At 45.1% G+C, this 21343-nt stretch carries 17 protein-coding genes; 3 read left to right on the forward strand and 14 right to left on the reverse strand.

The annotated features are described in order from the left end of the window. The 3 genes from HUU58_13205 to HUU58_13215 form a co-directional block, all read right to left on the reverse strand. Positions 1-639, reverse strand: a 639-nt coding sequence (locus HUU58_13205; GenBank protein NUN46629.1) for an insulinase family protein, incomplete at its 3' end; no start/stop codon positions are given. A gap of 170 nt (positions 640-809) precedes the next feature. Next, on the reverse strand, positions 810-1805 hold the full coding sequence (locus HUU58_13210) for a hypothetical protein (GenBank protein NUN46630.1): 996 nt from the start codon (positions 1803-1805) through the stop codon (positions 810-812). Positions 1806-1838: 33 nt separating this feature from the next. Then, positions 1839-2516 carry a hypothetical protein gene (locus HUU58_13215; GenBank protein ID NUN46631.1) on the reverse strand — a complete coding sequence of 226 codons (678 nt, stop codon included), beginning with the start codon at positions 2514-2516 and terminating at the stop codon, positions 1839-1841. A 159-nt stretch (positions 2517-2675) separates the two neighbouring features. On the opposite strand from HUU58_13215, the gene HUU58_13220 reads away from it, so the two are divergent. After that, positions 2676-4712 (forward strand): S9 family peptidase, encoded by a 2037-nt coding sequence (locus tag HUU58_13220; protein ID NUN46632.1) that lies wholly within the window; start codon positions 2676-2678, stop codon positions 4710-4712. Positions 4713-4782: 70 nt separating this feature from the next. After that, positions 4783-6906, forward strand: a complete 2124-nt coding sequence (locus tag HUU58_13225; protein ID NUN46633.1) for a thioredoxin domain-containing protein — start codon at positions 4783-4785, stop codon at positions 6904-6906. A gap of 279 nt (positions 6907-7185) precedes the next feature. Here HUU58_13225 and HUU58_13230 read toward each other — a convergent pair whose 3' ends face one another. From HUU58_13230 to HUU58_13280, 11 genes are all read right to left on the reverse strand, one after another. Then, complete coding sequence (locus tag HUU58_13230) at positions 7186-8361, reverse strand: hypothetical protein (GenBank protein NUN46634.1); 1176 nt, start codon at positions 8359-8361, stop codon at positions 7186-7188. A gap of 11 nt (positions 8362-8372) precedes the next feature. Further along, the gene (locus HUU58_13235) at positions 8373-10679 is read right to left on the reverse strand and encodes a TonB-dependent receptor (protein NUN46635.1); all 2307 of its coding nucleotides are present in this window, start codon (positions 10677-10679) and stop codon (positions 8373-8375) included. Between the two features lie 35 nt (positions 10680-10714). Continuing rightward, positions 10715-12289: an acyl-CoA carboxylase subunit beta gene (locus HUU58_13240; protein NUN46636.1), complete on the reverse strand. Its 1575-nt coding sequence runs from the start codon at positions 12287-12289 to the stop codon at positions 10715-10717. 97 nt (positions 12290-12386) lie between these two features. Then, positions 12387-14096 (reverse strand): PD40 domain-containing protein, encoded by a 1710-nt coding sequence (locus HUU58_13245; GenBank protein ID NUN46637.1) that lies wholly within the window; start codon positions 14094-14096, stop codon positions 12387-12389. 93 nt (positions 14097-14189) lie between these two features. Continuing rightward, positions 14190-15224 carry a tRNA (adenosine(37)-N6)-threonylcarbamoyltransferase complex transferase subunit TsaD gene (tsaD, locus tag HUU58_13250; protein ID NUN46638.1) on the reverse strand — a complete coding sequence of 345 codons (1035 nt, stop codon included), beginning with the start codon at positions 15222-15224 and terminating at the stop codon, positions 14190-14192. Next, positions 15205-16143: a hypothetical protein gene (locus HUU58_13255; protein NUN46639.1), complete on the reverse strand. Its 939-nt coding sequence runs from the start codon at positions 16141-16143 to the stop codon at positions 15205-15207. The genes tsaD and HUU58_13255 overlap by 20 nt, the downstream gene beginning before the upstream one ends. 6 nt (positions 16144-16149) lie before the next feature. Continuing rightward, positions 16150-17484, reverse strand: a complete 1335-nt coding sequence (dgt, locus tag HUU58_13260) for a dNTP triphosphohydrolase (protein NUN46640.1) — start codon at positions 17482-17484, stop codon at positions 16150-16152. 60 nt (positions 17485-17544) lie between these two features. Next, positions 17545-18402 carry an RNA polymerase sigma factor RpoD/SigA gene (locus HUU58_13265; GenBank protein NUN46641.1) on the reverse strand — a complete coding sequence of 286 codons (858 nt, stop codon included), beginning with the start codon at positions 18400-18402 and terminating at the stop codon, positions 17545-17547. Between the two features lie 354 nt (positions 18403-18756). After that, a complete protein-coding gene (locus HUU58_13270) occupies positions 18757-19443 on the reverse strand; it encodes a TIGR04283 family arsenosugar biosynthesis glycosyltransferase (GenBank protein ID NUN46642.1) in 687 nt (228 codons plus the stop codon). A gap of 31 nt (positions 19444-19474) precedes the next feature. Continuing rightward, entirely contained in the window at positions 19475-20203 is a 729-nt protein-coding gene (locus HUU58_13275; GenBank protein ID NUN46643.1) for a DUF547 domain-containing protein, read from the reverse strand. Position 20204: 1 nt separating this feature from the next. Continuing rightward, positions 20205-20648, reverse strand: a complete 444-nt coding sequence (locus HUU58_13280; protein ID NUN46644.1) for a DinB family protein — start codon at positions 20646-20648, stop codon at positions 20205-20207. Positions 20649-20902: 254 nt separating this feature from the next. Between HUU58_13280 and HUU58_13285 the strand changes: the two genes are divergently transcribed. Next, entirely contained in the window at positions 20903-21268 is a 366-nt protein-coding gene (locus HUU58_13285) for a hypothetical protein (protein NUN46645.1), read from the forward strand. Positions 21269-21343: the final 75 nt, after the last annotated feature.

The following is a 21343-nucleotide window of genomic DNA, read 5'->3' on the forward strand; positions in this document are numbered from 1 at the left end:
ACCAAAGTATCGTTCGGCCATAACTTGCCATGCATCCGGATCGCCATCCCCGGAAATCACGAGCGTCATTTTATTTGATACATATTGCTGTCGGTAATACGCCATCAAATCATCGCGACCGATACGATCAAGATCATCCCATGAACCGATCACTAAATTTTTATACGGATGGTTTTCATACGCAAGATCAAGTACATGTTCATACAATTTACCCATCGGCGCATCTTCGTAGCGTAAGCGTTTTTCTTCTTTGATGACTTCTTTCTCCGACGTTACCATGTTTTCCGGAAGCGCAAGATTATAAAACCGATCGGCTTCCATATCTATTACCATTTCCATAGCCGAAAAAGGCACCTGACTGTAATACGCCGTATAATCATGCGAAGTAAAAGCATTTTTAGTACCGCCCAGCCTTTGAATAATCCACGAATTTTCACGCGGTTTAAAGCGGTTCGTACCCATCGAATAGCAGTGTTCCAGATAATGCGATATGCCCGACTGGCCATTTTTTTCGGTGCGGCTGCCGACTTCAAACCAAACCATCACGGTACATATCGGTAAACGATGATCGGCATTGATCAACAGCCGCGAACCGCCGGGTAGCGTAGCACGTCGTATATCAAGGTTAGAACGAGTCATAAATTCATTTTATGCTGATGAACATAAACTAAAACACAGAAGTGCAAAAAACGAAGTACGGTAATATTGTAGTATAGCGGAAACTTAAACTGCGCAGTGCGGAGAACAAACACCGCGCAAGAAAGCTGATTTTATTTATAATTTAAAAATTAAAATGAAGCTGTCGTTTTTTAATAAAAACTCAGTCCGAGTCCCCAAAGTTTATTGCCTTTGACCGTAGACCGTAGGATCGAAAAACTTACGCCGTCACCTTCGATCGGTGTCCAATAAAAAATACTTGCCGATGAGGATTGACCGGTAAGGTTATCGGCGATAGTTTCATCTTTTTTCAAAGAGATGCCGCGCAAGTAACCGAAGCGTAAATAATCATAAACTTTGAAATCGCCACCAAAGGTCATGTAGTGGCCATCCACTTCGCGTGTATATTTACTATACCCGGCTTTGGCGATAATGCGGCGAAAAAATAAACCAAAGTCAACCGTAGCCATAAAATTTTTAAATGTAGGTTTTCCCGATGTCCAAGAATAGTAACCGGACATGCCTCCTCCGAAAAACTTGTCTTTGGATTTGGCCAGGGACTTTTCATAATCTCTTTGACGGCGCTTTTCTTCTTCCCGACGCAATTTTTCATCGCCAATACCCAAAAGATTATCCACACGGGCATCAATTTCCATTTCGTAGCTCATGACATCGAGAATACTCCCTGTTTCCACATCCACGAGTTTGGTGTTAACGAGTATGTATTCTTTCAAAGGTTGATACGTACCTACAATGATAACATTGGCGTTGAGTAGCCGGCCGACTTGCACCGATTGATCTTGATTCACATAATCCGATGCGCCGAAATCCTGTTCGCGAATCACTTTTTCGAGCGAATTGCGTTCGACCACTTCAAACTGTAGTTTTCCCCGATTTTTCATCAGCGTCAAAACAATTTGATCGTTCACATAATTTTCAAAAACATGGTACGTCAAGCTTTCATACGTATCGAGTCGTTCAAAATTAAAGACGCCGATACGCACCGGTGTCGTGGGATCTTTCATGCGATCACGAAGCCTGCGAATAACCCGTTTACTGGCATTCTCAATCACGTCGTCCAAATCATCTTTCGCAAAAAGAGAAAGCGATGCGGCCAAAAAAATCATGCCGTATTTCAACCATTTCATAACCCAAAACTCCTCTTAAAAATCCCCAGCCCTTCAGCCATGCCATTCGCGCGCTACAAGAGATTCGTTTTTATTAAAATAAATTTTATTAAACTTAATGATCTCAAAATTGGGACTCAAATCGTAATCACCGGGTACGATTTGTGAAAAATTAACTCCCGGCAAAACAGGAAATCCCACCTGATTGTACGCTTCAGCGATCAGGCCGGAGCATACTTCATTGGAACCGGAAATATCCCCTAAAAACTCAGTATAATCCACTTTCTTTTTAAAAAAACTGAAAAGTAGGTTACTGATATTGATGTGATCGTAACCCCGCCCGACATGTGACATGGCAAAAGAAACTACTTTGTCTATGGCCTCACCGCTCAATCCGAAAGGGCGGCAAACTCGAATATTGAGGTGCGCAAGCGCCTCAACCGGATTGACTACCGTTCCCGTTGACGGCAACGGATCAATGATCTTCCCGTCACCCACATAAAGCGCACAATGACTCCATGTCGAATGGGTCACGGCCATAATAACACGGCTAATCAATTTATTACCTTCAACCAAAATAACATCACCGGGCTTCAGTGCTCGCTTAAGGTTTTCCATGTTATTGCGTGTACGTAAGTGATAACTGATAAGATCCCGATTGAGTCTTTCGGCAAGTACCCGTGCGGCTTTTTTCTGGACGGCTTCCCACACCCATAGCAGAGGGTTTGACATTTTTAAAATCCAAACAAGAGTAATACATCACAAAATCCGCTATTATTGTACTTCTTTTGCCTTCCATTTTCAATATCTATGTAGTTGCATAAAAGTTACGGAATGGATATGTTGTCGGGTCATTTTATCCCTAGCCCACGATAATCAAAGGAGCTTACCATGCCTCAAGTACGTCGCTATTATTTGATGATCAGTATTTTTTTGTTATTTGGATACACGCTAAAGGCGCAAGGTAAACGCCCAATTACTGCCGACGACTTATGGGCATTTAAGCGTCTGTCGGGTTTCACCGTGTCGCCCGATAATAGATATGGTTGTTTTGTTGTCACAGACTACAATGTGAAAGAAAACAAAGGTAATTCAGATCTGTATTTGATCGAATTGGCCACAGGAAAAACAAAACGCCTTACAACCAATGTCGGCAGCGACAACTCGCCTGCATGGCACCCCAACAGTCGAACGATAGCTTTTATTTCCAAACGTGAAGGCGATTACGCCCAACTTCATCAGATAGACATTGACGGCGGCGAAGCCTCCTTGATCACAGAGATGCCGATGGGAGCCGCCGCTCCGAAATTTTTTCCTGACGGAAAACGCATTGCTTTCGTGAGTACGATATTGCCCGCGTATGAAAATGATTTTGACGGGATGAAAAAAAATTTGAAAGAACGCAAAGATTCCAAAATGTCGGCTAAAGTGTCTGAAAATCGTTTTTTCCGTTATTGGGATACATGGCTGACAGACGGTTATGTCCCGCATTTATACAGTTATCACATCGAAACTAAAGAACGCAAAGACCTCACACCGGGGCTCAATGCGTTGGTCAGTTCCGATGGCTCTTTGGATTACGATATCAGCCCGGACGGTCAATGGATAACTTTTACCCGTAATAGTTCTCATCCTCCCTACGCACAGCTCAACAGCGATGTTTTTCTCTTTAAGGTCGGCGAATACGCTTCGGCCGTTAATATCACGGCAGATAATCTCGATGATGACGGCGGTGCGGTTTTTTCCAAAGACGGTAAATCGTTGTGGTATAGCCGTTCGTTTGAGAAAAATCATCCCGATCTGAGCCATGTCGTCCGCTATGATCTGACATCAAAAGAACATAAAGTCATAACCGATAAAATGGATCGCAGTTTCGGTTCCTACACGGAGTCCGATAATAAAAAAGACTGGTACTTTGTAGCGGAAGACATGGGGCGTACGTCCGTATATAACTACAATACGCAAAACCAGAAAATTGAAAAAATATTCACCGAAGGCGGCATGGCCAATATGAATGTGGGCGCCGACAAACTTTGGTTCTTACGCACAAGTATTTCATCCCCTGCTGAAATCTGGGAATATAATTTCAAAACCAAAAAAGCCGGAGCGGTAACGTCGTTTAACAAATCGCTTTTGGATTCTTTGGATTTCGGTAAAACGGAATCGCTCACTTTCAAAGGCGCGGACAATGACGATGTCCAGATGTACGTAGTTTACCCTCCAAATTTTGATCCGAACAAAAAATATCCTCTGGTTCATATGATTCACGGCGGCCCCCATGGTGCCTTTGGCGATGACTGGAGTTACCGCTGGAACGCGCATGCCTTTGCCGCGCCGGGTTATGTCGTAGCTTTGATCAATTTTCACGGCTCGACCGGTTTCGGTAAATCCTTTATGAAATCCATCGTCGGTGCACACGGAGATAAGCCATTTACCGACATTATGCGCGGTACGGATTATTTGCTGCAAAAATACAGCTTTCTCGACAGCACACGTATGGCGGCCAGCGGCGGAAGTTACGGCGGATATCTAGTCAATTGGATTGCCGGCCATACCAATCGCTTCAAATGCCTCATCAGCCATGCCGGCGTATATAACCTGATGGGCCAATTTGCCTCCGATGTGACTTTTGATCGTGTTATCAATTATGACGGATCACCTTGGGCCGGTCGTTACGAACAAATCAACCGTTGGAGCCCGGCTTTTTTTGCTCATAATTTTTCAACACCTATGTTGATTATTCATGGCGAAAAAGATTATCGCGTCGTCGTCACTCAGGGTATTGAAATATACGGTGTACTTACGGGTAAAGGCGTTCCCGCGCGTCTCGTGTACTATCCCAATGAAAACCACTGGATTTTGCAGCCGCAAAATTCCATTTATTGGAACAAAGAAGTGCGCGATTGGTTCGCACGTTGGTTGAAATAAACATTTCATATAATTATAGCACAAAAGGTCAAACGACTACGTTTGACCTTTATTTTTTTACTTCATCACTATGCTGCCTGTACTTACAAACGAAGAATTATCCCAACTGCCCCCGGACGGTGGCACTGAATATAACCGGCTAATTTTTGAAAAAAGCCCCTACCTGCTCCAACACGCACGTAATCCTGTAAAGTGGTGGTCATGGTGTGACGAAGCGTTTGAAACAGCACGCGCCGAAGATAAGCCTGTTTTTTTATCCATCGGTTATGCGACATGCCACTGGTGCCATGTAATGGAACATGAATCGTTTGAAGATGCCGAAATTGCCTCAGCGATGAACGCATCGTTTATCTGCGTCAAAGTAGATCGCGAAGAAAGGCCCGACATTGACCATGTCTATATGGCCGTCACGCAAGCCATGACAGGTCATGGCGGATGGCCGATGACGGTACTGATGACATGGGATAAAAAACCTTTTTTTACCGGAACGTACTTTCCCAAACGCAGCCGGCACGGCCGCATCGGCATGAATGATCTGATCAAAGCTATCAACGACGCGTGGCTGCACCGTAAAGACGATGTTTTGACCAATGCCCGTCAAATCGTTGAATCTGTATCAAAAGCCGAAGCAAGCGAGCCTAAGCCCTTACGTACGGTGATCGTGTCGGAAGCGGTGGAGATGTTTAAAAACCAATTTGATCAGCGTTATGCAGGTTTCGGAAATGCGCCCAAATTTCCCACACCACATAACATATCTTTTTTACTACGATATTATCATACCACGCATGATGCGGACGTCCTCCAAATGGTCGTACGAACATTGGACGCTATGCGATGGGGTGGTATTTATGATCATATCGGATTTGGATTTCACCGCTACTCCACCGATGCACGATGGTTTTTACCGCATTTTGAAAAAATGCTCTACGATCAGGCTTTAACGGCTATCGCCTACACCGAAGCCTATCAAGTGACCGGATATGCTCGATTTAAAGAAACAGCACAGAATATTTTGGAGTATGTACTACGCGACATGGAAGCGCCGGACGGCGGATTTTATTCGGCCGAAGATGCCGACAGCGAGGGTGAAGAGGGAAAATTTTATTTATGGACGTTCAGTGAAATCGAGACCATACTTGGAACTAAAGACGCTGAATTATTTGCAAAGGTATATAACCTGGATCGAGATGGTAATTATTATGATGAAGCCACACGCGAGCCCAATGGGTCGAACATCATATTTTTGACCAAAGAATGGTCAGAGATCTCGACCGAAACCGGAATTACTGAACATGCATTGCGTGAACAACTAAACCTAATGCGAAAAAAACTGCTTGAAGTACGCTCACGTCGCACGCGGCCTTTAAAAGACGATAAGATTCTTACGGATTGGAATGGCTTGATGGTTGCCGCATTATGCAAGGCCGCTCAGGTTTTTGACGACGCAACCTATGTACATGCCGCGATGCGTGCCGAACATTTTATCCGCACGCGTATGATGACGAAGGATGGTCACCTGTATAAACGTCATCGTCTGGGTGAATCCGGATTACCGGCTCATTTGGACGACTACGCGTTTTGGATATGGGGATTGATTGAACTTGTGGAAACTACGGGCGAAGTACAATTTCTAAAAGAAGCGCGACGATTAACAACTATCGTGATTGATGAATTTGAAGATCGCGACAACGGCGGATTTTATTTTACCTCGCAATACGGTGAATCCTTGATCCGCCGTGCTAAAGAACTATACGACGGCGCAATACCTTCCGGTAACTCCGTAATGCTATCCAATCTGTACCGTATGAGCCGCTTGCTGCACGAACCGGCTTTAGCCGAAAAAGCAGAACGTATCGGTTTATCATTCGCCGATACCATTCATCGCATGCCTATGGCGTATGCACAATTTTTGAGCGGATGGGATCGACTGCACCAAGCGCCGATGGAGATCATTATCACGGGAACAAAAGGCAACGCTATATTTCAGGCTATGTCAACTTTGGCACATCACACATACCATGCGAACAAAACTTTAATCATCAAATCATCGGATGCGTGGGATGATTTGTCACCTCAGTATAAAAATTATCCGAACAATTCAGATAATGCTAAAGCCTATGTATGCCGCGATTTTCATTGTGAGGCACCGACAGCGACGGCAGAAGAATTTAGGAATCTATTAAATATGCATTAACTCAAGCACGTCAAAACACGAATTAATCAAAAAAGATACACGCTATTTCTTGTTGATAGATTCAAATTATATCTCCAAATCATGTACATGAGCATGTATATAGTATAATAATTACAACGCTTCCCCACCAACCATACACACTGCGCTTTCAACAAGCGATTTTAATTTATCATTGAGCAAATGCTGTTATAGCAATTATTATCAATAATTATGAATCAACTTTTTACGCCAAATCGGCTACACATATTGACGTTGAAAGCGAAGCAATACTATCAACTTTTATTTACTTAATACATCAGTCGGTAATTTAACTCTATTAATTACGACATTAAGTTTATCGGCACCAACGGCCGTGCCTTTCGGAATTGCACCACCTATCAAATCAAAGACATTATCACGTCGTACGATCGAATAACCTAGGCTGTAGGTACTGTCATTATACGTGTTCATATCCATTTCTGAACCATCTTCTATCTTTACGATTACTGAAAAAGCCTGTGTCATTCGAACTCTTGTATCAATGAATCCGCCTATCAACGCTGCGTTATCATTAATCGCAACTATACAACTACTTTCATTATTTTTGCTTGTGTAATAATTCTGCGCCCAACTCACATCTCCGATAGCATTGGTCTTAACAGCGAACGTTGACGTCGAGCCCACCACAGTACTAACACGAGCTCGCCCGGCAAAAATAAAACCGCCATCCGGTAATACGATCACGCTTCGTGCCTCAGATACAGATCCGGCCGCATAAACTCTACTCCACACTTCTTCTCCATCTGAAGTTATCTGAGTAAGTGATGCCTGATAAGGTGTTTGACCGTCAGAGCGGTTTCCGGCTATTATGTATCCTCCATTGGCCAACGCTTGTATATCACGCCCCGCATCCGCATAAACCTGACCTATCGTCCGTTGCCAAATCAGGCTTCCGTCTTGGCCTATTTTAACTAAAAACATATCTCCTCCTCCCGCTCCAAAACTTAACGTTGTTCCGAGCGCCATGATCGCACCATCCTCCGCCTGCGCCAGCGCCCGACCCTCGTCCGTATTCCGCCCCCCAAATGTTCTTGACCACAACACTTCACCTCTTTCATTCATCTTCACTACCAACATGTCCGTATTAAAAGCCGAATATTCCACGCTCCCAATGGCTACTATAGATCGATCTTTCAATTCCATCACGTCATAACATTTATCAATCGTATGTCCACCAATAGTTTTTGCCCACAGCCTACGATTATCTTTATCAAACTTCATAAATAGCATCTCTTGATTGTCTCGGATACTCGTTGTCGTTCCGCCGATAACCATGCCTCCGTCAAAAGTTGCAGTAGAGGATACGGCATATTCGTCTTTACCAAAATCAATCATTGTCTCTTTTTGGATTGTCTTTACTTCCTCACAGGACAATATGATCGTTATAATCATTCCTATTATTATATGATTCTTCATTGTCGTTCTCCTTACTTCGTGCGTGGTAAACTAAACTCCATGCTAATTCCAAGCGAAAAGAATCTAGGAAAATACTCCTGATCTTCGACCGTAAAAGGTGCAAGCGTACCATCGCTTTTTACATGGCGTTTCCATGCGCGCTGTCGAACATTTTTATGATCCGTAATGTTGATTATACTCCCATACGCAACGAAATTCATCTGCCCTGTCACCCATTTTTTGTCAATGCGCAGATCAACCGTGTAAAAAGTCGGAAGACGGCCGCTATTCTTCGTTTGCGTTTGATAATAGACCTTACTGTTTTCCACTGTGCCATCACCTATGATTTTTACATTACTCGGCGTATAAGGATCTCCACTGCGCACTCTAAACATTCCGGAAAAGTTCACCATTTTCCCCAAGTCAATAATATTATTTACTGTTAGCATATGCGTTCGATCGAGGTCACGATACGTCTCAAAATCATTCTCATCTCGTATGTGGCTCGTGCCCAGTGAATAGGCAATGCTTACTAAGTTTTGCGTCTTGTACTTATGCTTGATTAGCAGATCAATTCCGGTTGCAAATCCTGTTCGAGTTTGATACGGCTTATCCACAACCCCTACACCTTCGATGCGATTTGAAAAATCAAATGTAAAATCATCGAATAAAACCGGATAATCTTTATAATACCCGTCTAAGGTCATGCTTGTATTATCATCGTATTGATATAACAAAGATGCAATGTAATGAATACTTTTTTCAGGCTTTTTGTTTGGAAGGTGTTGATTGTCATAGGTTCGTAATTTTTGAAAGTTATCAGGCTGGTAATACCATCCATAAGCAAAACGCAAGGTCATGGCTTCGGTTATATCGTGGCTTAGCGCCGCACGCGGGGAAATTTGAAATCCCGTGCTATAACTTTGCGTAGAACCCCTCACCCCTATAAGAAAGGAGGTCCTATCCGTAAACTTATGTGTGTTTTGAAGATAACCGGCCCCTGTATATCCTGAAAACTTGCTGTCAACAAAAATGATGTCGGTTGATACGACGATAGGCGTAGTTTCTGTCGGGTCTAATCTGAATTCACGGTAATAGTAATCACTCCAGAACTGATTAAACTCACCTCCAAATTCGACGATATTTTTCTTGTTTAGTTTCCAAAAATGATCTTGCTTGGCCGTAATCAAGTGTGTACTACGTGTATCGCGGTTGTCGTCAGTAAAACTGCCATCAAAAGAAAAGGATGCGGCTTTATCCAAATGTTGGTAACCGACAGTTGTCGAAAAGAAACGATCATCATTCGTGTAGTGATACCAATTTAACCATGTGTAATAATTAGTCTTATTGCTTTTAAAAAACTCGTTTCGAATAATTTTAGAGTCTTTTTTATATGATATTTTATCACTTAATACCATATAATTTAGCGATAGTTTGTTTTTGGAGTCTGCTTTGTAGTCTACTTTGGACCAAAAGTCCCATACTATAGCAGGAAAATTATTGTCAATCGCATTCTCAAGAAGAAAAAGGTAACTTCTGCGGCCACTGATGAAAACATTGGTCCGATCATTAATGCGCTGATGAATGGCTGCCGAAGCATTGCTAAAATCTATGGTCGCCTTAATCGAGTCATCCTGAATCTGGTCTACGGTGTTAATAAAAAGAACACCGGACATACGATCACTGTATTTCGGCGCAAAACCTCCGGTTAGAACCTTCATGCTTTTCACAAGATCGGAACTTATAACACTGTAAGGTCCGTCAATTTCTTCAAGATGAAATGGTTCACGAATTTCGAGATTATCAATAATAACCGCCGTCTCATCCGGATTACCGCCTTTGACGTGCGGCTTAGAACTCCACTCACTATTAGAAATACCGGGAACCGTCTGTAATGTACGGTAAACATCTTTACTGAAAACTTGTACAGAATTCATAATTTCCTGTGTTGTTACCGTCGATGATGCCCCTTCATCTATGGACATTTCCGTCACGCCGGGCGTGATCTCCTGCGCTTCGAAAACGATCGCTTGCTCCTCCATCTTAATGGGAAAGTTAATATCCTTGAAAAGCTGCACTTTGCGCGTCACACGCTTATAGCCTACACGCGTGAGTACAAGTGTGTAATAGCCTTTCTTAAGATCTTTGATTGCAAAATAACCGGCTGTGTCTGTGAGAGTGCCTTTTTGAATTTCCTGAACGTACACATTGACCGATGGCATAGGACGCCCCGTGTAGAGATCTTTGACTGTTCCATCCAATGAAAATGTCACTTGTGCTGAAAGAGAAAAAATACCCACAAGCAGAAACAACCCCGAAAGACTTAAACGATAGATCATGCGTACCTCCGTTGTTATGACATTATATCTTAAGCTTAAACTTGTAATACACCAAAATTAGGGGGCGGTACATTGGGATTATTGCTGGCCGCATCTAAACATCGAATCAACGTGTCACGTGTCTCTGTAGGTTCGATGATCGCATCAACCCAGAGACGTGCCGCCGCATAACGCGGATTGCCCTGTTTTTCATAATTGGAACGAATTTCTTCGTAAAGCTTTTTCTTCTCTTCTTCGCTGACTTGTTTACCGGCCAATCGGATTTCTGTAATCGTTGATGCGGCTTGTGCTCCGCCCATCACGGAAATATTCGCTGTAGGCCATGTAAAAATAAACCGCGGATCGTATGCTTTTCCGCACATGGCATAGTTCCCTGCACCATAACTTCCGCCGATCACGATCGTAATTTTTGGCACTACGGAGTTGGCTACGGCATTTACAAGCTTCGCGCCGTCTTTGGCAATGCCCGCATATTCCGCATCGCGGCCTACCATAAAACCATTTACATCATGCATAAAAATCAGCGGTATGCCGTCCTGATTACAATTCATCACAAATCGCGCCGCTTTGTCCGCCGCTTCATTGTACATCACGCCGCCCATTTGCATTTCGCCTTTGACCGTGCGTTGGACCAGTTTTTGATTGGCCACAAATCCGACCGCATAACCGCCGACGCGTGCCGTCCCGCAGACAACGGTTTTGCCGTAAGTCGCTTTGTATTCGTTGAAATCCGATCCGTCAATCAGACGTGCAATGATTTCACGCACATCATATTGACCTAGACCTTCGGGTAAAATACCTGCGATTTCATCCATCGCCCATTGGGGTGCAACGGCAGCGATTTTGTTGAAATTGGCTTTGGGGCGCTCGGCTATTTTGCTCAAGATATCCCGAATTCGGTCCAATGCGGCGTCATCATTGGGCTCATGATAATCCGCCGTACCGCTGATCGCGTTGTGCGTGGTCGCTCCGCCTAAAGTTTCCGCATCGATCACCTGCCCGATGGCCGCTTTGACTAGCGCAGGCCCGGCGAGAAACAAGCTCGCACCCTGCACCATGATAAATTTGTCGCACATTACGGGCAGGTAGGCGCCGCCTGCGACGCACGGCCCCATCACGGCCGCTACTTGCGTAATGCCCATCGCACTCATGCGGGCGTTGTTATAAAAAATGCGACCAAAGTGATTTTCATCGGGAAAAACCTGATCCTGAAGCGGAAGGAATACACCGGCGGAATCCACGAGATACACGATCGGCAGAAAATTTTTCATCGCAATTTCCTGCGCGCGTAATGTTTTTTTGACCGTCATTTCAAAATGCGCTCCGGCTTTGACTGTCGCATCATGTGCAACGATGACAGTTTCTTTGCCGTGAATCAAACCTATGCCTGACACACAACCCGCCGACGGGCAACCGCCAAAATCAGTATACATTTCGTAAGCCGCAAAAAGCCCCAGTTCCATGAAATGGGCATTTGGATCCAAAAGTTTAACAATACGCTCACGGGCCGTGAGCCGTCCTTTTTCATGCTGTTTATCAATATTTTTTTGACCGCCGCCGCGTTTGATCGCCTCGCCATCTTGACGAAGGGCATTCAGCAAACGTTCCATAAAGCTACGATTCTTCTGATACTTTTCCGGGTTCCACTGACCGGCCGGTGATCCTATCACGGGCATACTGCACTCCTTATACACACAGGCTGATGATTTATTTCGTTGCTTCCAAAAGTTTAGCCACACTTTGCATCCAGATGTCGGTGTTCCCACCTGACTCGTAGATCATATATTTTCCGTCATGCGTCCATCGACCGCGACGTTCTTGATGGTTATTGTCTTTGGACAAAGTACGCGACGTTTTTTCTCCTTCGTCGGTTTTATAAAGCCAAATATCCGCATCGTCATACCACGTACGCGTGATGGCAAGCCATTGGCCGTCGGGTGACCAACTCGGTTCCCGATCGGAGCCGTAGGGCGTTTTATCGCGCGTCACAGGTGAAGGCATTCCTCCGGAAACAGGCACGCGCCAAATGCTCCAGCGACCGGCCCAATCGGCGTCAAAATAAATATACGCGCCATCGTTTGAAAAAACGGGGTTCGCTTCGGTTCGCATATCTATGGTCAACTGTTTCTCTTTTTTGGTCGCGGTATCGTACACCCAAATATCGGGACTGCCGCCTTTTAGGGAAACATATGTGATCGCTTTGCCGTCTATAGCATAATGCGCTGCATAGCGGTGTACGCTGTCTTGAAATAAAGCGTAGGCTGATTTTCCGGCCGCATACTCCTCGATCAGATTGGCTTGCGTGATGGGCATTTCATACAGCGTGGATAACCCGCCGCGAACCACGGAAACCACCGCGGCCCTGCCGTCATTTCGTAAGTCGCATTCGGTCACATCGGCATCCGGCCAATAGGCGATGCGAATTGCTTTATTGGCGCTCAGATTACGCGCATACAGCGCGTAGCGGCCTTCCGCATTGCTCACATATAACAGTGTTTTGCCATCCGCCAACATGACCGGAGAACGATCATCGCCATTGGTCTCGATCAGCATTTGTTCCATTTGTGTTTTGACTTCGATACGGCGAATATCATACGAGGTCTCTGCCTGATAGGCCATCGCATGCCCGTCTGGCGTCCACGCCGGAAAATCCAAATGTTTGGATTCGCCGCTGATCAGCACCGGATTGAACGTATCGGCACGTGTAAAAAAAATCTGCGCATAGCCGTTGGTATCGGAAGAAAAGAACAAATGCTTGCCATCCGGAGAAAGCGCTGCATGACGCACATCACGATATCCGTCACTCCATCGTGCGACGGACCCTGTCGCGGGATCCAAACGCATTAAAACCCACGATGCTTCGTTTTTTTCACCAAACACAATTTTGTCTTTAGCGACAGTAATTTTTTCCAATGGCCCGCGGCTGCGATAAATAACTTCTGATTTGGAAAAATTACGGGCTTCGGTTCGATGGATGGCATATCCGCCGTCGACCGCCGATTTGCTTATGGCTATATACCAAATATACATGCCATCGGGCGAATACACCGGAAAAATTTCGTCAACCGAATCCGTTTTGGTAACCTGAATCAATTCATCATTGGGAGAGACAATCCACAAGTCGTTTTGTCCGTTGAGACGTGACGTGAAAATGATGCGCTCTCCGTCAGGTGCAAACGACGGATGCTCATCAACACCTTCATTGACGGTTACGGGGATCGTAATACGTTCGCCCAAATCGTAAAGCCAGATGTGCCGATCGCCGGTTTGCGTAGTGACAAATGCCATCACATCGCCGTTCGGTGAAAATGCCGGCTGACCTTCATAACACGATAAGGTCGTAATTTGTTCCTGATTAAAGGGATTGCAACCGGCTGACACGACGACCAGTGCGACAAGAATAAAACTTTTGGGCATGTGGGACGTTACGATTTCAAATGAAAATATTGCTGACGCAACATACACAAAACGATAGAAAAGCTCTACAGTTATTTTTTGAAAAAAAGCCCTTTAGGCGATACGCAACGAAGCTTTAGGAGATAGACCCAAATTATCGGTACGCCCCATACGATAATGCATCAGACCCGTGATACCGATCATCGCGGCGTTATCCGTACAATACTGGCGGGCGGGCATGAATAGTTGTACTCCGTCCTGTGCACATACTTCCGTAAGCCTGGCACGTAAGCGGCTATTGGCCGCAACACCGCCTGATAATACGCATTGACGGATGCTCGTCGTTTTTAAGGCGGCACGTGTTTTTCCGACTAAAACATCCACTGCGGCTTCCTGAAAACTTGCGCACGCATCCGCCAGCAAATTTTGCGCAAGCGGTTGATTTTGCTTTTGCACAAAATGGAGAACCGAGGTTTTTAAGCCGCTGAAACTAAAATTCAAATCGCCGGACTGGAGCATCGGTCTGGGAAAGGCGATCTCTTTAGGATTGCCTTGCGATGCAAGACGATCTATAACCGGCCCGGCCATCAAAGCGCCTTCTACCGGTGTTAAACCTAGCAATCGCGCAGTTTTATCAAAACACTCACCGGCCGCGTCGTCCACGGTTTCACCCAAAATACGGTATTGACCCGGATTTTGTGCTTCCACCAATAACGTATGCCCTCCGGACACGATCAGTGCGATGAAGGGAAAAACCGGTTTGTCTTTTTCCAAAAAACTGGCCAATACATGCGCTTCGATATGATTGACTCCGACGAGCGGTTTTTGTAAACCAAAGGCTATCGCTTTAGCAAAATTGACACCGACTAAAAGACTGCCGATCAGCCCGGGGCCTTTGGTCACCGCGATCAATCCGATATCATCCGGCGAGATACCGGCTGCCGAAAGTGCGGCCCGGATAACGGGTACAATATTGGCCTGATGTGCGCGGGAAGCCAGTTCCGGGACAATGCCTCCGAAACGAAGTCCGTCAATTTGCGACGATACGATATTGGATAATACCGACGATCCCCGCAAAACCGCCGCCGACGTATCATCGCAGGAAGTTTCGATCGCCAGTGTGATCAGATCATCGTTCGAGGCTATCATCTTCGATACGCACGAGGTTAAATCGCGACGGTGTGACTTGCGTCCAGGTAAGATCCGCAGGAACGCGGATGTCCAGACGCGGTTGGACGGAATTGTATTCTTTTTGATAATCAATTTCTCCGACGACGCTCTCTTTAGGCAACGTGGAAAGATAGTCCACCCCGCCGCGTACACGTACGGAAAAAGTGGACGGTTGTACCGCTACCGTCGTAAAAGGCGGCACATTGATCAATCGCACGGGCAAGTTTTCCAGAACGATTTCGCCTAAAGGCTGTACATCCAGAAAAATTGAAGTTGTGGATTGAAGTACGTTGATGCGTTTATCCGGATGCGCTGTGAGTCGCAGCTCCGTGCGCACATCGCTATTGAGATTTTCCCAGCGGTGCGATGCGGTGCCGATAACAACCGCACTGTCACGGTAACTCCAGGGCATTGTCACTGTCACGGAATCCGGCATGAGTTGCATGCCGCCAACTAATATAAAACCGGCTTCGCATGTGATCTGCACATCCGCTACCACCGGAACGCGGCGCGCGATCATGCGGTCCATTCGTACGATGACCGAATCCGGCCATTGTACGGCGATGGCGTGCACCGGCACTTTGGACGGATACACGATTTCGTGGAGATGTTCCGAAAGTATAAAACGGCTTTTGTCTTTGTGCTGTGCCATATCCAAAACAAAACGCGGCGGATTGAGAAAGCGCATACCAAGCAGGGATTTGCCGTCGCCTTCAAAAAGAATATCGACGGCCTCCGGAATATCGGAGACTACGCCGTAACCGTCTTTGATATTGGTCACTTGAAACGGGACGTGGATCTCCATCTGGTACGTCGCGCCGAGGCGCACGTATAACCAAAGAAATATGGCGATGCACAGCGATAGAAAAAAAATGCGATGGCTTTTGAGAAGGCGCATGGCAGTTTATAATACCGAAGCTTCGGGAATGTAGATAGCTTTGTACTCCTGAATCGCAAAACTATCGCTCATACTGGCGATATAGTCCGCGATGTGGCGCGCATAGAGCGGGTTCTTTTTGAACTCGCTGACTTTTTCCTGCACCATTTTTGGCGGGAGCTTGCGCAGATCAAACTTAGCATCGACCTGTTTTTGCGTAAAACGCATCAAAAATTTATCATTCATCTGCAAAGGATTGCTGTAATACGCTTTGAATAACTTACGAATGACTTTTTCGCATTTTTTATTGTAGCGATTGACCAGAAAATTATTACCCATTTCTTTCTGAATAAACGTTTCCAGTTCGTTCTGTTTACGGTTGATATCAAGCGAAAAAATCACGAGCCATTCGTCAAAGTGATCGGTGCGCTGCTTACGTCCGCAGAATTCCTCCACCCGGCGAATGGTGTTTTGAATCACGTCGCTCACCAAAACACGCACCAATCCGCTGATCATAAAATTGATGTATTCATCCGGATCTTCTTCATAAAAATGCGCGATACTGCATGAACGATCCACATCCTGCACGAGTTTTAATTCGCGCACATCTTTGAGACGGATATAGTTGGCACGCAATGCATCTTCGAGATCAAATGTGCGCTGCGCGATTTCGTCAGCTATCGCGGCGACCTGCCCTTCCAGCGTCAGCGAAACAAATTGATCACAATGCAGTTTGTCCGTATCAATATCAGGATAACGGTATCGTTCGGAGCGAATACTGGTATGCTTGAGAATGCCTTCGCGTACGAAAGAAGTCAGATTAAGCCCTTCGTATTCGTATTTTTTTTCCAGAATATCCGCCACGCGCAAACTTTGATAGTTGTGCTTAAATCCGCCGAAATCGTCGCCCGGAAGTGTACCTTCGGCGGTATCTTCGCCGTTGAGCAGCGCATCCAAAATCGCTTCGCCGGTATGCCCGAACGGCGGATGGCCGAGATCGTGGCCGAGCGCAATGGCTTCAGTAAGATCTTCGTTGAGACCCATTGATTTAGCGATGGTTTTGGAAACTTGTACGACTTCTACGGTATGCGTCAGACGGCTGCGGTTTCGTTCGCTGTCGTGCTCGACCAAAATTTGGCGTTTGTCGGACAGGTTACGAAACGAATTGGAATAAATGATACGATCGCGGTCGCGCTGAAACGCCGTGCGGTGCACGTCTTCCATTTCACCATGCTGGCGCGTTTTATGCGCATCTTTGCTTTTACAGGCGTACGGCGCGAGAAACTGTTCTTCACAATCTTCGACGAACTGGCGTCCGCGCTCAAAAAAAACTTTTTGCGGGTGGAGTGTTTCCTGAACCATAGTTAATACTTTCGATCAAAAAAGAAGTCCCGACGCTTAGCATCGGGACCCGAGACAACATTAACCCAGATATGAACGCAGCGACTTACTGCGGGATTTGTGGCGCAGGCGATTGATGGCTTTTTCCTTGATCTGCCGCACGCGTTCGCGGGTCAGTTTAAATTCTTCCCCGATCTCTTCGAGGGTTAGCGAACGCTCGATACCGAGGCCGAAATACAATTTGATAATTTTGGATTCGCGCTCACTCAGCGAAGCCAGCGTGTTTTCGATATCACGGCGCAGCGATTCCTGCATAAGTGTTTCGTCCGGAAGCGGATTGACTTTATCCGGCACGGTATCCATCAGTACGCTTTTTTCGTCTTCCTGCAGCGGCGCATCCAAGGACAAGTGGCGCTTGGAAATACGCAACGCATCGGATACGTCATAATCTTTGATTTCGAGTTCGTGTGCGATTTCTTCCGTACTCGGTTCACGCTCAAATTCCTGCTCGAGTTCGTTATACGCTTTACCGATTTTATTGAGCATGCCGACACGGTTGAGCGGAAGACGCACGATACGTGAGTGCTCAGCAATAGCCTGCAAAATAGACTGACGAATCCACCACACGGCGTACGAAATAAATTTGAACCCGCGCGTTTCGTCGAAACGTTCCGCTGCTTTCATAAGGCCGAGATTACCTTCATTGATCAGATCGCTCAAAGGCAAACCTTGATTCTGATAATCCTTGGCCACACTCACCACGAAACGCAAATTGGCTTCTACCAATTTTTTGAGCGCTTCTTTTTCTCCCTTTTTGATCCGCTTGGCAAGTTCGATTTCTTCATGCGGCTTTAAAAGTTGTACTTTGTTTATCTCTTCCAGATAACGCTCGATAGACTGATCTTCACGGCTGTTAATGCGCATTTTAATGCGGGCCATTATACATTCTCTTTCGTGTTAAGTTTATATTTTACAAATACTTTAATTCTTGGTTGCTTTCATTAAACGCCCGAAAGTTCCACTTAGTTCCATTTTTTTTGAAAATTTGAAAATAAATAATGTTACGCTTTCCGGATAACGAAACACAGTGAACTTTATTAACTGATATGAGTTAAAAAACAGGCGAAAGGTTTGATCTGAATGAAGGATCGGGAGAATTGAAATATTATATTATTAAACCGTAAAATGATGCGTTTTCTGATAGCCTAACCGTGCTAAGGTATTTGACCGAAAAATGAACTTTAGTTCTTAAATTAGTTATACTCGTTTTTTCAATTTCGTTCAAATTATGTTCTATTCATACCATCGTTTTAACCTCGACGGCGAAACGCCAAAACAATACAACGTCTGCATGAAAAGATTTTTACAACTGCGCCTAAAAAAACCTTCCGCCGTAAAGCGACGCGCTGACGTCACCACATAAGCCGGCAGCATTTCAAAATCTCCGGCTTTTTTTAATCGCCGGACAAAATCCAAATCCTCCATGATCGGAAAATCCTCGCGGTATCCACCCAATGCCCGAAATACATCGGCTTTCACAAATACGGCCTGATCGCCAAACGGTGTTTTGAATAAACGGCTCCGCTGCTTTGAATACCACGCCAAATAATTGTATTTCCACCCCGGATGATCCATTTGCAAATAAAATGCACCACCAATTAATTGTCGCTTTTCTTCGATGGTTTTACGTAATACCTCCCAACTGCTTTGAGATAAAGAAGTATCCGCATGTAAAAAAACATACCATACCCCTGAAGCCAAACGGGCTCCGGCATTCATCTGTAGGGCACGCCCTTTACCGGATTGTACCCAATCTAAGTGGTTATTCCGTATGGCGGCATCACGAACGTATTCCGCCGTGCCATCGGTACTACCGCCGTCAGCAAGGATGATTTGTGCATCCGTCAATGCACTGCATTCTTCGATCCGAATAGGGATGTTTTGGATTTCGTTATACGTAGGAATGATAATAGAAATCAAATAGCCGTACCTTGCCGCCGGATGCGGCCACTTATTCGTTGAGTGACCAGTCGTAATCGAGATATTCTACACGATAAGACGCCACGCGATCCGTATCGTTTATACCCATATACCGCAAAAGATACCTGACCATATCCCCAGTACTTTTGCCGAAATCCGTTCCGTACCATTTGAAAATGGACGACAAGTATAAGACCTTGGCTTGATGATCTACCCTGTTACGTACCGGGTCGTTCATAAATTGACGAGCGGCTTCGTTCAACTGTTCATCCAATTTTTCGGCACGATACGGTTCATTGCGCAGAACCGGACAACTTTTAGCTGCACATACCAGGGCAAAGTGAATGCGCGGATCATTCATCGGTCGCAAGATTTTATGTTCGACATCATTCAGAGAATATTTCTTTCCGCCTACATGGACATACGGTTTATCCCAAACACTCGTACCGAATAATCCGGTGTCAATATCGCGAATACTTTTGACGGGATAATGCTCGCGCACCACGCTCAGGGTATAGGCATTATATACGTTGATCCAAAATGCTTTCCTGGCGTTCAAATTTTGAATGGTATCGGGATTCACTTCCGTCAGGCTGAAAAGATAATTGGAAAATCGACGATCCAAGCGTAATCGTGCATAATCCACTTTTCCGGAGTGAACATGTTGCGATAAAACGGTGACGTATAATTCACTGTCATTGTACTGCGCGAAAACGACGGATGAAAAAAGCCAGCTAGCTATACAAAAAATTTTAATCATATTATACGCCAAACTGCCGAAGATGATGATCGGTGTGTTTATAAATCATTTTGCCCCACTCCTCCGCGGTCAGATAACCGAAAAAGCCGTGTTCGAAATAGGTGATCGCTTCCGGACCACGACTGACTTTTTGAAAGTTATCAATAAAATTCTTTTTTTCTGTTTCAAAAATACGTTCATCCGTGATCAAAAATTCTGCCGCGGTAGGTGAATTTTTTTGAAACGGTTTATCGTTTGTCGCAAGCGATTTAAAAAAACGGCCGATAAATCTGACCCACGTCTTTTGGATCGTAAAGTCGCCGGTGGGAACACGAAAACTGATGCCGCAATGTGCCAGCATTTGCGCCGCATTCATTTTACCCCATTGGGCCTGTGTCGCGGGCGAGAGCTTATTTACACGATCAATGATTTCCTGACGCGCTGCAGGATCAAATACTGATTTCATATTTTTCCTTAAGTTTGGTATAAAAAACTACGTGCTTTTTTTTATGAAAATTATTTAGACGACGTCCTTCACATCGCACGAAGAAATGAAGCGATGTTATCTATTAATTATCATTTTGGCAATTATTTTTCATAATAGGCAACGGGCGAGTTTTTTTAATTTTTTTAATTTTTACTTTGAAAAATTCCTTTTTTTACGAGATAATATAGGGTCATTTAACTTACTCTCACTAACTAAACAACGGAAGTACCACCATGGCAACAAAGAAGCCTGCCAAGAAAAAACCAGCTAAAAAAGCTGCGAAGAAGACCGTAAAAAAAGCTGCTAAACCGAAGAAAGCAGCCAAACCGGCGAAGAAAAAAACAGCCCGTAAACCCAATGCGGCGTTTATGGCTAAACTCACGCCCAGCGCGACTTTAGCAGCTGTTATCGGCGATCAAGCCCGTCCCCGTACGGAAATGATCAAAAAGATCTGGGACTACATCAAGAAGAATGGTCTCCAGGACAAAACGAACAAACGCATGATCAATGCAGACGACAAACTCCGCGCCCTTTTCGGCGGCAAGAGCCAAGTCTCCATGTTTGATCTCGCCAAGCTCGTTTCCAAAAACGTTGCTTAATCGCGATTTGCAACCGATAAAAAAACCCGCTCACGAAGCGGGTTTTTTGTTTTGTATGCGAAACGTATCTATGAT

The organism is bacterium, from assembly GCA_013360215.1.
Lineage (GTDB): Bacteria > CLD3 > CLD3 > SB21 > SB21 > JABWCP01.